Source organism: Aeromonas sp. s12, from assembly GCF_040907925.1.
Taxonomy (GTDB): Bacteria; Pseudomonadota; Gammaproteobacteria; order Enterobacterales; family Aeromonadaceae; genus Aeromonas; species Aeromonas veronii.
In genome coordinates this window covers 32,192-46,568 of record NZ_JBFOCT010000036.1, presented here as the reverse complement: position 1 = coordinate 46,568, position 14,377 = coordinate 32,192, and the positions used below count along the sequence as shown (strand labels likewise).

Genomic DNA, 14,377 nt, shown 5'->3' with positions numbered 1-14,377 from the left:
CACCGCTTTCTTTTATGATCCCCGCCCTTCTGCGTGCCCCCTGTCGGCACCTCATTTGCACCAACCACATCGGGGTCCCCCATGTCCGATCTGCGTCAAGAAGCACTCGATTACCACGCCCAGCCCGTACCGGGCAAAATTGCCATCGCCCTGACCAAGCCTGCCGAAACCGCCCGTGATCTGGCGCTGGCCTACAGCCCGGGTGTTGCCGAGCCGGTGCGCGAGATCGCCGCCAACCCGGCCGATGCCTACCGCTATACCGGCAAGGGCAACCTGGTGGCCGTCATCTCCAACGGCACTGCCATTCTGGGTCTGGGCAATTTGGGGCCGCTGGCCTCCAAGCCGGTGATGGAGGGCAAGGCCCTGTTGTTCAAGCGCTTCGCCGGTATCGACGCCATCGACATCGAGGTGAAGCACGAGACCAGCCAGCAGTTTATCGACACGGTGGCGGCTATCGCCGATACCTTCGGTGGCATCAATCTGGAAGATATCAAGGCGCCGGAGTGTTTCGAGATTGAAGAGGCGCTGATCGCGCGCTGCGACATTCCGGTGTTCCACGATGACCAGCACGGCACCGCCATCGTCACCGCCGCCGGGCTGCTCAACGCGCTGGAAGTGCAGGGCAAGCAGATCAGTGACAGCCGCATCGTCTGCATGGGGGCGGGGGCTGCCGCCACCGCCTGCATGGATCTGCTGATCAAGTGTGGCGCCAGAGCACACAACATCTTCATGCTGGATCGTCAGGGTGTTATCCACACCGGCCGCAGCGATCTCAACAAGTACAAGCAGCGCTTCGCCAACGAGACTCCGCTGCGCACCCTGATGGATGTCATCGAAGGGGCTGATGTATTTGTCGGCGTCTCCGGCCCCGATGTGCTGCCCGCCGAAGCGGTCGCCCTGATGGCGCCCAACCCGGTGATCTTCGCCTGCTCCAACCCGGACCCGGAGATCAAGCCTGTGCTGGCCCACGCCGTACGCAGCGACCTCATCATGGGCACCGGCCGCTCCGACTACCCGAACCAGATCAACAACGTGCTCTGCTTCCCCTTCATCTTCCGCGGCGCCCTCGACGCCCGAGCCAGCCGCATCAACGATGCTATGAAGATTGCTGCGGTCGAGGCGATCCGTGCGCTGGCCAAGGAGCCGGTGCCCGCCGAGGTGCTGACCGCCGCCGGGGTGAGCGAGCTCGCCTTCGGCAAGGATTACGTCATTCCCAAGCCGATGGATGCCCGTCTGCTGCCGCGCGTAGCCCGCGCCGTGGCGCTGGCAGCGGTGGCCTCCGGCGTTGCCCGCATCGAGCTGCCCGCGGACTACATGCTGTAATCCGGCGTTGCAAACGGCCCCATAGCGGGGCCGTTTTTATTTCTGCTTCTGGCGACAGCCAGAGACGCCAGCCGGGCGACAGGTTGGGGCATATGGAGGCAAATCGGGTGCAAAGGTGGTCAAACAGCGCTCTCCTCTGACACAATATTGCCACTATGACGCTAACGAGAATCAAGATGCAGCAGCCTGTCAGCGGCCGTTTGGCCCACGCCCTCTCCTTCTTGCGCCATGATGGCCGCCACTTTGCCCAGTTTGTCTGGGGCCGTTTCCAGCAGGACAGATTGACGGTTACCGCCGGTTATCTGGCCTATGTCACCCTGCTTTCACTGGTGCCGATGATCGCCGTGGTCTTTGGCATGATGTCCGCCTTCCCGGTGTTCCAGAGCCTCAAACAGGCGATGGAGCAGTTCGTCTACCACAACTTCGTGCCGACCGCGGGCGATATGCTCAAGGAGTACATCGACGGCTTCGTCGCCAATGCCACCAACACCACGGCTGTGGGGATTGGGGCGCTGGTGGTGGTGGCGCTGATGCTGATCTCCGCCATCGACAAGAACCTCAACTACATCTGGCGCTCGACCCAGGGCCGCCCGCTGGCGCAGGCCTTTGCCATGTACTGGATGATCCTCACCCTGGGGCCCGTGCTTATCGGGGCCAGTATCGCCATCTCCTCCTACATCTTCTCGCTGCGGCTGTTTGGCGCCGAGAGCCTGTTCGGCATCGGCTATCTGCTGTTGCGCGGCTTGCCGTTCCTCTTCTCGGTGCTCACCTTCCTGCTGGTCTATACCGTGGTGCCGAACTGCAAGGTGCGGCTGATCCACGCCTTTATCGGTGCGCTGGTAGCGGCGACCCTGTTCGAGCTGGCCAAGCGCGGTTTTGCCATCTACATAACCAACTTCCCCTCCTATCAGGCAATCTACGGCGCGCTGGCCACCATCCCGATCCTGTTTGTCTGGGTCTATCTCAGCTGGCTGGTGGTGCTGCTGGGGGCTGAAACCACGGCCTGCCTCGGTGAATATGAGAAACCGGCGAGTGAGGAGCTTGGCTAAGCCATCGCCTTGGCCACCGGTTTATTGGTAGCATCGACGACCGCCCCTGTGAGGGGGCGGTCGTTCTGTTTTCAAAGGAGAGGGATGTGATTGCATTGATTCAGCGGGTCAGCGAGGCCAGCGTGACTGTCGAGGGGGAGGTGACCGGCGCCATCGGTCAGGGATTGCTGGTACTGCTCGGGGTAGAGCAGGGGGATGACGAGGCCAAGGCCGACAAGTTGCTGCATCGGGTCAGTGGTTATCGCATCTTTCCGGATCAGGAGGGCAAGATGAACCTCAATGTCAGCCAGATCGGCGGCAGTCTGCTGGTTGTCTCCCAATTCACGCTGGCGGCGGATACCAAGCGAGGGATGCGTCCCAGCTTCTCCTGCGGTGCTCACCCGAGCGAGGCCGAGCGCCTCTATGACTACTTCGTGGCCAAGGCCGCCGCCAGCGGCATCCCGACCGAAACCGGCCGTTTTGCCGCCGACATGAAGGTGGCGCTGGTCAACGAGGGACCGACGACCTTCTGGCTACAGGTCTGAGGATATTTCGTCCCGCGGTGTGACGTGGACGATCACGTTGATAAGCCCCGCAACCGGATAGGGGGTGGCGGGGCCAATCCACTGTTCTATCAGTGTCAGGGCGTGGGTTAGCTCCAGTTCGGTGCGCGGCAGCAGGTTGATCACCAGAGTGCCGCAGAGGCGGGGAGCCAGCGCCCGGTAGAGCCGCTCCTGAAACAGCAGCAGCGGGTTGCCATCCTGACTGAAGAGATCGAGCAGGATGAGGTCGTACTGCTGCTCGCTCTGCTCGAGAAAGGCGAGGGCATCGGCCTGATGGAGTGCCGGAGCGGCGCGTTCATCGCTCTCCTGATGCTGGAAAAACTGCTGATAAACGGTCAGCACCTCGTCGTCGAGGTCGACGCACTCGTGGCGAGCATCGGGCCAGCGTTGGCAGAGATGGCGAGTGAGATCGCCGCCACCCAGCCCCAGTTCGAGGATCTGCTCAGCCCGCTCCGGCAGCAGGCAGGCGATGAGCCGCTGATGGGGCAGACAGAGGGTCGCGGGGTCGGCGAGCGACATGGCGGATTGCACCACGCCGTCTATCTCCAGCCAGCGGTGCTGGTCATTTTCCTGTACCGTGAGGCGGCGCTGGGGTTTGACGCTGAGGTGCAACAAGTGATCGGCTTGGTACGCTTGCAGATTGAAGTCCATGAATTTGCACGGCAAGATGGTTTCCGACCAGTGTAACTCAAGGATGAAACTATGTACCGGGTAGTCACCCCTCAGACAGTCGCCGAGCTGGATGCCTACTACCAGTTGCGCTGGGAACTTCTGCGTAAACCCTTCAATCTGCCCGTCGGTTCCGAGCGGGACGAATACGACACGGTCGCCATTCACCGACTGATGCTGGCACCCGATGGTACCCCTATTGCGGTGGGGCGCCTCTTTATCGGCGGCGACGAGGCGCAGATCCGCTTTATGGCGCTGCGGCCCGAATATCGCGGCCAAGGGCTGGGCGCCCGAATGGTGGAGGATCTCGAGGAGCTGGCCCGCAGCGAGAAGGTGAAACGGCTGGTGATGAACGCCCGTCAGGAGGCGGTGGAGTTCTATCGCAAGTGCGGCTTTCTCGAAGTGGGGGGCGGCCCCGTCTCCTTTGGCCGGATTCCCCATCGCCAGATGATCAAATCCCTGAGCCCGTTGCAGACTATCCAGTATCGGCCGGAGTGGTGTCAGGATCTCACCACCCGCTGGTCGCGCGGGGTACCCATCAGCGAGAAGATGGGGATGCACATCAGCCACTACGACGGCCAGACCTTCCACCTCAAGGCCAATCTGGCGGCCAATTTCAACGTGCATGGCAGCATGTTCGCCGGCAGTGTCTACAGCCAGTGCGTGCTGGCGGGCTGGGGGCTGATCTGGCTGCAGCTTAAAGAGGAGGGGCTGGTGGGCGAGCCGGTGCTGGCCGAGAGCACCATCAAATATCATGGCCCGGTCGATGAGGAGCCGGAGGCGCGAGTGGCCCGCGAGGGGATGCCCGCCGTGCTGCAGCCGCTCAAACGGGGGGAGCCTGCCACCTTCAGCCTCAAGATCCAGCTGTTCAGCGGCGGCAAGCTGGCGGCGGAGTTCTGCGGTCACTACGTGGTGCAGCCGCCTCGCCGTCCGGGCCAGTAATCGCGTCGTTTCCCCATCAAACAACAAGGCCTCATCATGAGGCCTTGTCTGTTTTTACCCTTGTTGGCTATCGCTTGTCTGCCCGGCTTGGGTCTGCACTTGGGCCTGGTTTTGGGCTTTCGGTGCGGGAGCCGGTCGCCAGAGCGGGGCGCTGTTGCCTTGCGGCGGATAGCGTACTCCTACTTCCCAGCCGCAGGCGTCCTGCTTCTGCGGGAAGCTCCAGGCCAGTGTGGGTTCCGTCAACGGCCCGCGCCACTGGCCGAGCAGCTCGGCGCAGCGGTTGCCGTTGAGGATCCCCAGATCGAGCTGCCATTGCTCGTTGACCAGATCGATCCCCCCTTGCAGCGCCAGCAGATGGGTGATGGTGGAGGCGCCAGCCTGCTCGATCTGCAGTTGCCCCTTGTCGATCTTGCCCTGCAGCTTGATGCGGTAGAAGGGGGTGTCGCCCTCCTGCATCGCCTGCCACAGCTGATCCGGCGTCAGGGTGGGTGGGGTCGCCCCCTTGAACCACTCATCCAGCAGCGGGTCTATCTTCACCTTGTCCCAGAACGGCTCGTCGGCATCGAGGGCAAAGCTGCCTTGCAGGGTCTGGCGCCACTCGCCCGCCGTTTTGCCATGTTCGGCTTGCAGGTCGGCACTCACGTCCGCCTTGCCGGCGAAGGAGACCGGAGAGTGGAATATCTTGCCCCACTGCACCAGATCCAGCTTGGTCGCCTGCAGTTGCAGGCGGCTGCTCTGGCCCGGTTCGCGGCCCCACTGGCCACTCAGGCTGAAGGTGCCCTCATCCGGCAGCGAGCTGGTGAGTTTGCCCAACTGCCACGAGCTGGGGGTCAGTTCCCCATCCAGCTCGCCGTTGCGGGCGCTGAGGCCATCCCACACCAGCTCGAACCACTTGCTCTCGATACGGGCACGGCCGAGCAACGGGCCGGGCTGGTTATCGCGTAGGGCGAGATCGCTCAGATAGAGCTGCCAGCCGGTCAGCGACAGGGGCAGGGTATCGTCGAAGGAGAGCACCTTGAGCCTGTCGAACGCCAGCTTGCGGATATCGACCTGCTGCGGGCGCCAGCTCTGCCAATCCTGCCACCACCCCTGTGGCAGGCTGATATCCATGCCGCTCAGCGCCACGTCTTTCAGGGTCAGCTTCTGCTGCTGGCTATCGAGGGAGAGCTCGACATTGAACTCCCCTTCATAGGCCTTGCCCTGCAGTTCGCCGTCGATCTGCTGGGGCGAGAAGGCGAGCTTGCCCTTGATCTCCTCCAGCTGGAACAGGCCACGACCCATGTCGCCCAAGGTGCCGCTCAGATAGCCGGTGGGCTGGTTGCCCGCCTGCCAGTTGAAGGCGGTGAGCTGGCCGCTGAAGTTGTTGAAGGAGAGCTCCTGATTGATGTCGTTGAGGCTGACGCCGTCCAGCTGACCGCGATCCAGCGACACGCTTTGCAACGGGAAGCGCTGCGGGAAGCCTTGCTGTGTCAGATCCCCCAGCTCCACCCGCATGCCGCGCGCCTTGAGATCGTGCAGTTGCAGGGTTCGAGCGGGCCAGTCCAGCACCATGCCGGTCTCCAGCAGACCGTCGAACAGGTTGGTCACCAGCTTGTCGGTGCGCAGCACTTCTCCTTCAAGCTTTCCTTGCAGGCTGAGACGGGCGAAGGTGAACTGCGGAGTCTCCAGCTGGCCGATATTGAGGCTCAGGTTGGCCTGTGGTTGCCGTTTCGGGTCGATCAGCTCCCAGTCACTCAGGGTGGCATTGAGGCCGCGCAGGGTCAGCTCGGGGCTCTCCAGACTGAGCCGGTCTATGGTGCTGTCACTGATGGTGAGGGAGTGCACCGGCAGGTTCGGCAGCTGGTTGGGCAGCGGCAGCTTGATGGCGGGACGAATGAGATCGAGATGGGCGATGCGCACGTCGCGGCTCAGCCAGTCGATGCTCTCGATCTCCAGATAGATCTTGTCGAGGGAGACCGCATCGCCATAGCGTACCTGCTCTGCCAGCAGGGTGTAGGGGTGCAGCGGGTTGAATACCAGCCGTCCTATGGTGACCGGCACACCGGTCTGCTGGCTGATCCAGCTGGCGATGGGGCCTTTGGCTCGCTCGGCGTCGAACAGGCCGAGGGCAACCCAGACAAACAGCAGCAGGAAGGCGAAGGTGTAGAGCAGGCCGCGTAGCCAGGAATTCATGGTTGCTTTCCTCCTGTTTTGGGATGTGTTGTCAGGCGTTTGAGTAGTGGTCTCGCAGACCGAGCCAACGGCGAATCAAGGGTTCGACATGACTCGGGTGCCTATCCATGAGGAAGCGCGCCATCTTCTGCACCTGTGGAATAAGCGGCTGATCCCGCACCAGATCGGCGATCTTGAGATCAGCCAGACCGGTCTGGCGGGTGCCGAGCAGTTCCCCCGGGCCGCGCAGTTCCAGATCGCGCTGGGCGATGAGGAAGCCGTCGTTGGTCTCCCGCAGCACCCCGAGCCGGCTCTGGGCCGTCTTGGACAAGGGGGCATGATAGAGCAGCACGCAGTGAGAGGCTACCGCACCCCGGCCAACCCGGCCGCGCAGCTGGTGCAGCTGCGCCAGCCCGAGCCGTTCCGGGTTTTCGATGATCATCAGGCTGGCGTTGGGCACATCCACCCCCACCTCGATGACGGTGGTGGCGACCAGCAGTTGCAGTATGCCCGCCTTGAACTCCTCCATCACCCGCTGTTTCTCCACCGGCCGCATCCGGCCGTGCACCAGCCCGATATGCAGACCGGGCAGCAGGTTCTGCAGCTCGGCGGCGGTATCCTCGGCGGCCTGGCACTCCAGCACCTCCGACTCCTCGATCAGGGTGCAGACCCAGTAGGCCTGCTTGCCCTCGGTGCAGGCGAGCTTGACCCGCTCGATCACATCGCCGCGACGGCTGTCGGGCAGCGCCACCGTGGTGATGGGGGTGCGGCCCGGCGGCAGTTCGTCGATGATCGAGGTGTCGAGGTCGGCATAGGCGGTCATCGCCAGGGTGCGGGGGATGGGGGTGGCGGTCATGATGAGTTGATGGGGATGCACCCCTTCCCGCTCCCCTTTCTCGCGCAGGGCGAGGCGCTGATGCACCCCGAATCTGTGCTGTTCATCGATGATGACCAGCGCCAGGCGCTGGAACACCACCTGCTCCTGAAAGATGGCGTGGGTGCCCACCACCATCTTGACGCTGCCATCGGCGATGGCGGCCAGCGACTCTTCCCGCGCCTTGCCTTTCTGTTTGCCCGCCAGCCAGCCGACTCCAATGCCGAGCGGCTCCAGCCACTTGGCAAAGTTGATGGCGTGCTGTTCCGCCAGCAGCTCGGTCGGCGCCATCAGCCCCACCTGACAGCCGTTGCCGATGGCCTGCAGGGCCGCCAGCGCCGCGACCAGCGTCTTGCCGGAGCCCACATCCCCCTGCACCAGCCGCATCATGGGGTGGCTCTGTTGCAGATCCTTACTTATCTCGGCCACCACCCGGCTCTGGGCACCGGTGGGCTTGAACGGTAGGGCGCCGAGCAGCTGTTCGACCAGCTCGGGCGCCGGTTTGAGGGCGCGAGCCAGCTGGGTTTGTGCCTGAGCACGAACCTTCAAGACCGAGAGGTTGTGAGCCAGCAGCTCCTCCAGTACCAGCCGCTGCTGGGCCGGATGCTGGCCGCTTTCCAGCAGCGGCAGCGCTACCGAGGGGGGCGGGCGATGCAGCAATTTCAGGGCGGCGGCCAGCTCAATCTGGTGGGGATAGAGGCCGGCGGGCAGCAGCTCCTCCACGCCATAGAGGTCGAGCTGGGCCAGCGCCTGATCGGTGAGGTTGCGCAGGGTGAGCTGGCGCAGCCCTTCGGTAGTCGGGTAGACGGGGGTGAGCGCCTCTTCGGTCTGACCGGCCTGCTCTTCGCCGAGCAGCTTGTACTCGGGGTGGGCCATCTCCAGCCCGTATTTGCCGGGGCGCACCTCGCCAAAGCAGCGGATCAGACGGCCCGCCGCCAGACTGTTTTTCTGGGCGGCGGTGAAGTTGAAAAAGCGCAGGGTGAGGGTGCCGGTGCCATCGCTGATGCGACAGACCATCATGCGGCGGCGCCCCATCACCAGCTGAGTGTCCTGGATTTCGCCCTCGACAGCGCCGTGCAGCCCGGGCGGCAGATCGCCGATGGGCCACACCTGGGTGCGGTCCTCGTAGCGCAGGGGGAGGTGGAACAGCAGATCCTGTACCGTGGCCAGTCCCAGCCGCTCGAGCTTCTCCTGCATCTTGCTGCCGACACCCTTGAGGCTATCGAGAGGAATTTTATCCAATTTCATCAATTAGATGCCCGAAAACACTGTAAATATGTCCAGATGATAGGGGTTGTTGAGGGGCCGATGCAAGCCGAGTTGCTGCTGGCAGGGCCGTCAAGGCGGGGGAAACGGCGGATATAACAAAGGCCTGCCGAAAGCGGGAGGCCTTTGTGCGGCTGCCAACAGGCAAGGTGCAGGCGCATGGCGCCCAAGGTCAGATGATGCGTTTAAGCAGCAGATGGGCCTTGACCCGGTGGATCCGTCCCAGCAGCTTGCGCACCTGTTCCGGGTAGTCCTGGATCTGTTCCACCTGATCGAAGTGGCTGATCCGCTTGGTGTTGGTCAGGATGTTCTCCCGCTCCGCATTGAACTGGGGACGCAGCAGGTGGCGACGATCGTGTACCAGCAGGCCGTTCTCCAGATCCAGCGCCCAGGCGCGGGGGTTGAGGTTGTTGCCGGTGAGCAGGGCCCACTCGTCATCCACGAAGATCCCTTTGAGATGGTAGGAGTTGCGCTCGCAACACCAGAGCATCAGGTTGAGGCGGCCGTCGTCAATGTGACGCTGGTTGCGCTCGGCAAACTTGCGCAGGTTGGTCTCGTAGAGATAGGGTAGGCCACCGATAGTGGAGAACTTCTCTTCCGGCGGAATGAAGAAGTCGTTGGCGGTCTTGTCGCCCACTACGATGGTGACTTTGCAACCGCGCTGCAGCAGATCCTCGATATCCTTGCTCAACTCCTTGGGCGGGTTGAAGTAAGGGGTGCAGATGAAGATCTCCCGCTCGGTGGCGCGCACCAGATTGCGGATCATCAGGTTGAGCTGATTGTTGCGCTTGCCCAGACCCACCATGGGGGTGACGGCCACTTCCTGAGTGTTGACCGGCATGGTGCTGAAGCGGTACTGGCTCTGGCGCAGGTTCTGCTTGAAGCGGCGGATCGGCCCCTTCAGCTGCTTGGCGCTGGGGATATCGCTGTGATCCAGTCGCTGCACCGCATCGCTCTTCACGAACAGGTCATCCACATAGTTGACCATGCTGCGGGCCAGCTCCGGGCTGGTGATCTGGTGATAGCGATCGAAGCGGTAGCGATCCTGCTGGTGCAGGTAGATGTCGTTGAGGCTGGCGCCGGAGTAGAGCACCACATCATCAAAGATGAAGCCCTTGAGGTGGAGCACACCGAGTAGCTCGCGCCCCTTGACCGGCACGCCGTAGATTTCGATCTGGTGCTCGTGTTCGGCAGCCATGGCCTGATACATCAGGTGGTTGCCGCCCTGCTTGCCTTTGCCGATCAGGCCGCGCTGGGCACGGTGGAAGTCGACGAACAGCTTGATGTCGAGGGCCGGATTGCGCTGCTTGGCGGCGTAGAGGGCGGAGAGGATCTCCCGGCCTGCTTCGTCATCCTGCAGATAGAGCGCGACCAGATAGATGCGCCGGGTGGCACTGGCGATAAGCGCAAGAATGCGGCGTTTGAAATCCTGGGCGCTGTAGAGCACTTCAAACTGATCCGCTGCGACGGCGATCTGGGGCAGGCGCGCCAGCAGTTGTCGATAATGGGCCGATGAATGCATAGATAAACCTGAAATCACGGGGTTAAGCGTTCCACTCGGAGCGATGAATAGGCGATTCTAGCAATCTCGCCCTCTCAGCCAAAGAAAGAATCATCAGAAAGATGAAAAAGGCCTCACGAGTGAGGCCTTTTTGTCAGTATTTCGCCCTTGTCAGAGGAAGCTATAGATGATCATCGCCATCACGCCGCCGGTGGTGCCGATGATGGTTTCCATCACGGTCCAGGTCTGCAGGGTTTGCTTCTCGGTCAGGCCGAGGTAGCGGTTGGCCAGCCAGAAACCGGAGTCGTTGACGTGGGAGAGCACGATGGCACCGCCGCCGATGGCGATGGTGACGGCCGCCAGCTGGGCTCCGTTCAGGCCGAGGGGTTCCAGCATCGGCAGCACCAGACCACAGGCGGTCAGCATGGCGACGGTGGCAGAACCCTGAATCACCCGTACCGCGGCGGCCAGAATGAAGGCCAGCGCGACGATGGGCAGACCGGAGTCGGCCAGCATGTTGCCCAGCGCGGCGCCTACGCCGGAATCAACCAGCACCTGCTTGAACACGCCACCGGCACCGGTCACCAGGATGATGACACCGGCGGGCTGGATGGCGCTGTTGCAGACGCTCATCACCTCGTCACGGGACATGCCGCGGCGAATACCCAGCAGGTAGAAGGCGGCCAGACAGGCGACCATGATGGCGGTGAAGGGGTGACCGATGAACTCCAGCCAGTTGTGCAGGGTAGAGCCCGCCTCGACGAAGCGGCCGACGATAGTCTTGAGGCCGATCAGCAGCAGTGGCAGACCGATGAGACCCATGGCCAGCCCGAAAGAGGGCAGGGATTTGCTGTCATCGTGGATACTGTTCTGGGCATCGGCAGGCAGCGGCACATCGACGATCTTGCTGATGAAGTCACCAAACAGCGGGCCAGCAAGGATCAGCGCCGGTACGGCAGCAATCAGACCGAACAGGATCATGTAGCCGAAGTCGGCACCCAGCTGGGATGCCACCAGGATCGGGCCCGGCGCCGGGATAAGGAAGGCTTGGCAAGTGGCGATACCGGCCAGCAGAGCGATACCGATCTTCACCACGCTGCCGCCACCACGACGGACGATGGCGAAGGCGACGCCGATCAGCAGCACCACGGCCACGTCAAAGAAGAGCGGCAGGGCGCAGACAAAGCCGGTCAGGGCCATGGCCCAGTTGGCGCGCTTGACGCCGAACTTGCCGAGCAGGGTGTGGGCTACCCGGTCGAGGGCTCCGGTCACTTCCATCACCTTGCCGAACATGGCGCCCAGCGCCACCACTACCGCGACGAAACCGAGGGTGCCACCCATCCCTTTCTGGATGGTGTTGGCGATGTCGGCCGGGTTCATGCCAGCGGCAAGACCCGCCACCATGGAGACCAGGATCAGGGCTACCACGGCGTGGAGCCGGGCCTTCATCACCAGGAAGAGCAGCAGCACAATCGAGCCGGCGGCTGTCATGATCAGGGAGAGGTCAGACATTGTTATGCGTTCCTTTTTCCAAGTTCAGTCGTGACACCTTGCCGATCCGTCGGCAAACCATATCTTTATGATTTATTTAGATTTATGGCAAGGGCTCAACATCATATGCCCAGGTGACTATGGGTTTGCTCAGTCTGTGGCAGACTTCACATTTTTAATCGTTACCGGTAACATGTTACCGGTAACGTGTTAGATTAGAACCCATCAACAGCTGGTTTTTTGAAAAGTGGGACAGAGGTCAAATTATGGCGGGTAAGTGCATTATCGTGATGGGTGTGTGTGGTAGCGGCAAATCCAGCGTGGGTCTGAAAGTGGCCGAAGCGCTGGGCGCCAAGTTCATCGATGGTGATGACCTGCACCCCAAGGCCAACATCCAGAAGATGGCTGGCGGCAACCCCCTCAACGATGAGGATCGTGCCCCCTGGCTGGAGCGGATCCGCGACGCCGCCTACAGTCTCGAGCAGAAGAACGAGACCGGCATCATTGTCTGTTCCGCCCTCAAAAAGAAGTACCGCGACCAGATCCGCGAAGGCAACGAGTCGGTCAGCTTCATCTTCCTCGATGGCAGCCAGCCGCTGATCCTCGAGCGGATGCGTGCCCGCAAAGGCCATTTCATGCGTGAAAGCATGGTACAAAGTCAGTTCGATACTCTGGAGCGCCCGGATGGCGAAGCCGGTGTATTCCACATTGATATAGACGGCACCTTCGAACAGGTGGTTGACCGCGCCGTCACAGCATTGGAGCAAGCCCAATGATTCATCAGGTAATTTCCGACGTCACCGCCCGCATCCGCGAGCGCAGTGTCGCCCGTCGTCAGGCATTTCTGGCCCGCATCCAGCGTCAGGCAGAGCAGGGCAAGACCCGCGCCGCGCTGGCCTGCGGCAACCTGGCCCACGCCGTGGCCGCCTGCAGCAGTGACGAGAAGGGTCGCATTCTCGATATGACCCGCGCCAACGTCGGCATCGTCACCGCCTACAACGATATGTTGAGCGCACACCAGCCCTATCAGGGCTATCCGGATCAGATCAAGACGGTGCTGGCCGAGCTGGGCCACAGTGCCCAGGTCGCTGGCGGCGTGCCCGCCATGTGCGACGGTGTGACTCAGGGTCAGCCGGGGATGGACATGTCCCTCTTCTCCCGCGACCTGATCGCCCAGGCGACCGCGCTCTCTCTTTCTCACAATACCTTCGACGCCACCCTGCTGCTCGGTATCTGCGACAAGATCGCTCCGGGTCAGATCATGGGGGCCCTCTCCCACGCTCACCTGCCGACTGCATTTGTTCCTGCTGGCCCGATGGCGAGCGGCATCAGCAATGACGAGAAGGTGAAGGTGCGCCAGAAGTACGCCGCCGGTGAAGTGGGCCGTGATGCTCTGCTGGAGATGGAGTGCGGCGCCTACCATGCGGCGGGCACCTGCACCTTCTACGGCACCGCCAACACCAACCAGCTGGTGTTCGAGGCCATGGGCCTGATGCTGCCGGGCTCCGCCTTTGTGCACCCGCATAGCGAGCTGCGCCGCGCCCTGACCGCCGAAGCGGCCCGCCGCATCAGCGCCATGATCCCGGGTTCCCCGGCCTATCGCCCGCTGAGCGAGGTGCTGGACGAGCGCTCGCTGGTCAACGGTCTGGTGGCCCTGCTCGCCTCCGGCGGCAGTACCAACCACAGTATCCACATGGTGGCGCTGGCCCGCGCCGCCGGTCTGGTGCTGACCTGGGATGACATCAGCGATCTCTCCGACGTGGTGCCGCTGCTGGTTCGCATGTACCCGAACGGCCCGGCCGACGTAAACGCCTTCGAACAGGCAGGCGGCGTGCCCGGCCTGATGCGCCGTCTGGCGCAAGAGGGGCTGATCCACATGGACGCTACTCCGGTCTTTGGCGAGATGCAGGATTACCTCAGTCGTCCGGCACTGGTCGATGGCCAGCTGGTATGGCAGCCGGTGGGCGAGAGCGGCGATGCGAGCGTGTTGTCACCTTCCGGAAGCGTATTCCAGGCCACTGGCGGCACCAAGCTGCTGGCGGGCAATCTGGGCCGCGCCGTGGTCAAGGTCTCCGCCGTGGCTCCCGAGTATCGGGTTATCGAAGCGCCAGCGCGGGTCTTCTCCTCCCAGCATGCGGTGGAAGCGGCCTACAAGGCGGGCGATCTCAATCAGGATGCCGTTATCGTGGTGCGCCACAATGGTCCGGCCGCCAACGGCATGCCGGAGCTGCACAAGCTGATGCCGGTGCTCGGCAACCTGCAGAAGGCGGGTTACAAGGTGGCGCTGGTCACCGATGGCCGTCTCTCCGGCGCCTCCGGCAAGATCCCGGCCGCCATCCACGTCACCCCGGAAGCGCTGCACGGCGGGGCCATTGGCCTGCTTGCTGACGGCGATCTGCTACGGGTTGACGCGGTAAACGGCAGCCTCGACTGCCTGACCGATTTGAGTGGCCGTACCCAGGCCGAGATTGACCTCACTCTGGAACAAGAGGGGTGGGGCCGTGAACTGTTCAGCGTGATGCGTCGCGCGGTATCGAGCGCCGAGTGTGGCGCTACCATCTTTGACTAA

General features: G+C 62.7%; 11 protein-coding genes. 6 read left to right on the top strand and 5 right to left on the bottom strand.

From position 1 onward, the window contains the following. The first annotated feature begins 81 nt into the window (after window positions 1-81). The 3 genes from AB5Y67_RS18585 (at window position 82) to dtd (ending at window position 2,896) form a co-directional block, all read left to right on the top strand. Window positions 82-1,323 (top strand): malic enzyme-like NAD(P)-binding protein, encoded by a 1,242-nt coding sequence (locus tag AB5Y67_RS18585; protein ID WP_199427780.1) that lies wholly within the window; start codon window positions 82-84, stop codon window positions 1,321-1,323. A gap of 176 nt (window positions 1,324-1,499) precedes the next feature. Continuing rightward, the gene (locus AB5Y67_RS18580) at window positions 1,500-2,372 is read left to right on the top strand and encodes a virulence factor BrkB family protein (RefSeq protein ID WP_005340664.1); all 873 of its coding nucleotides are present in this window, start codon (window positions 1,500-1,502) and stop codon (window positions 2,370-2,372) included. Between the two features lie 86 nt (window positions 2,373-2,458). Beyond that, complete coding sequence (gene dtd, locus AB5Y67_RS18575) at window positions 2,459-2,896, top strand: D-aminoacyl-tRNA deacylase (protein WP_005356887.1); 438 nt, start codon at window positions 2,459-2,461, stop codon at window positions 2,894-2,896. Here dtd and AB5Y67_RS18570 read toward each other — a convergent pair. Next, window positions 2,885-3,565 (bottom strand): spermidine synthase, encoded by a 681-nt coding sequence (locus AB5Y67_RS18570; RefSeq protein ID WP_199427813.1) that lies wholly within the window; start codon window positions 3,563-3,565, stop codon window positions 2,885-2,887. The genes dtd and AB5Y67_RS18570 overlap by 12 nt on opposite strands. Window positions 3,566-3,616: 51 nt before the next feature. Between AB5Y67_RS18570 and AB5Y67_RS18565 the strand changes: the two genes are divergently transcribed. Further along, window positions 3,617-4,525 (top strand): bifunctional GNAT family N-acetyltransferase/hotdog fold thioesterase, encoded by a 909-nt coding sequence (locus AB5Y67_RS18565; RefSeq protein ID WP_167573733.1) that lies wholly within the window; start codon window positions 3,617-3,619, stop codon window positions 4,523-4,525. A gap of 54 nt (window positions 4,526-4,579) precedes the next feature. Here the strand turns inward: AB5Y67_RS18565 and AB5Y67_RS18560 are convergent, their stop codons facing one another. The 4 genes from AB5Y67_RS18560 to gntU form a co-directional block, all read right to left on the bottom strand. Beyond that, window positions 4,580-6,697 (bottom strand): AsmA-like C-terminal region-containing protein, encoded by a 2,118-nt coding sequence (locus tag AB5Y67_RS18560; RefSeq protein WP_199427779.1) that lies wholly within the window; start codon window positions 6,695-6,697, stop codon window positions 4,580-4,582. Window positions 6,698-6,728: 31 nt separating this feature from the next. Next, window positions 6,729-8,798 carry an ATP-dependent DNA helicase RecG gene (gene recG, locus AB5Y67_RS18555; RefSeq protein ID WP_199427778.1) on the bottom strand — a complete coding sequence of 690 codons (2,070 nt, stop codon included), beginning with the start codon at window positions 8,796-8,798 and terminating at the stop codon, window positions 6,729-6,731. 190 nt (window positions 8,799-8,988) lie between these two features. Continuing rightward, window positions 8,989-10,338 (bottom strand): CDP-diacylglycerol--serine O-phosphatidyltransferase, encoded by a 1,350-nt coding sequence (pssA, locus tag AB5Y67_RS18550; protein ID WP_005342654.1) that lies wholly within the window; start codon window positions 10,336-10,338, stop codon window positions 8,989-8,991. Between the two features lie 150 nt (window positions 10,339-10,488). Continuing rightward, window positions 10,489-11,829, bottom strand: a complete 1,341-nt coding sequence (gntU, locus tag AB5Y67_RS18545) for a gluconate transporter (protein ID WP_199427777.1) — start codon at window positions 11,827-11,829, stop codon at window positions 10,489-10,491. A 245-nt stretch (window positions 11,830-12,074) separates the two neighbouring features. On the opposite strand from gntU, the gene AB5Y67_RS18540 reads away from it, so the two are divergent. Both AB5Y67_RS18540 and edd read left to right on the top strand, forming a co-directional pair. Continuing rightward, the gene (locus AB5Y67_RS18540) at window positions 12,075-12,584 is read left to right on the top strand and encodes a gluconokinase (protein WP_005340649.1); all 510 of its coding nucleotides are present in this window, start codon (window positions 12,075-12,077) and stop codon (window positions 12,582-12,584) included. Next, a complete protein-coding gene (gene edd / locus AB5Y67_RS18535) occupies window positions 12,581-14,377 on the top strand; it encodes a phosphogluconate dehydratase (protein ID WP_199427776.1) in 1,797 nt (598 codons plus the stop codon). Before AB5Y67_RS18540 ends, edd begins: the two co-directional genes overlap by 4 nt.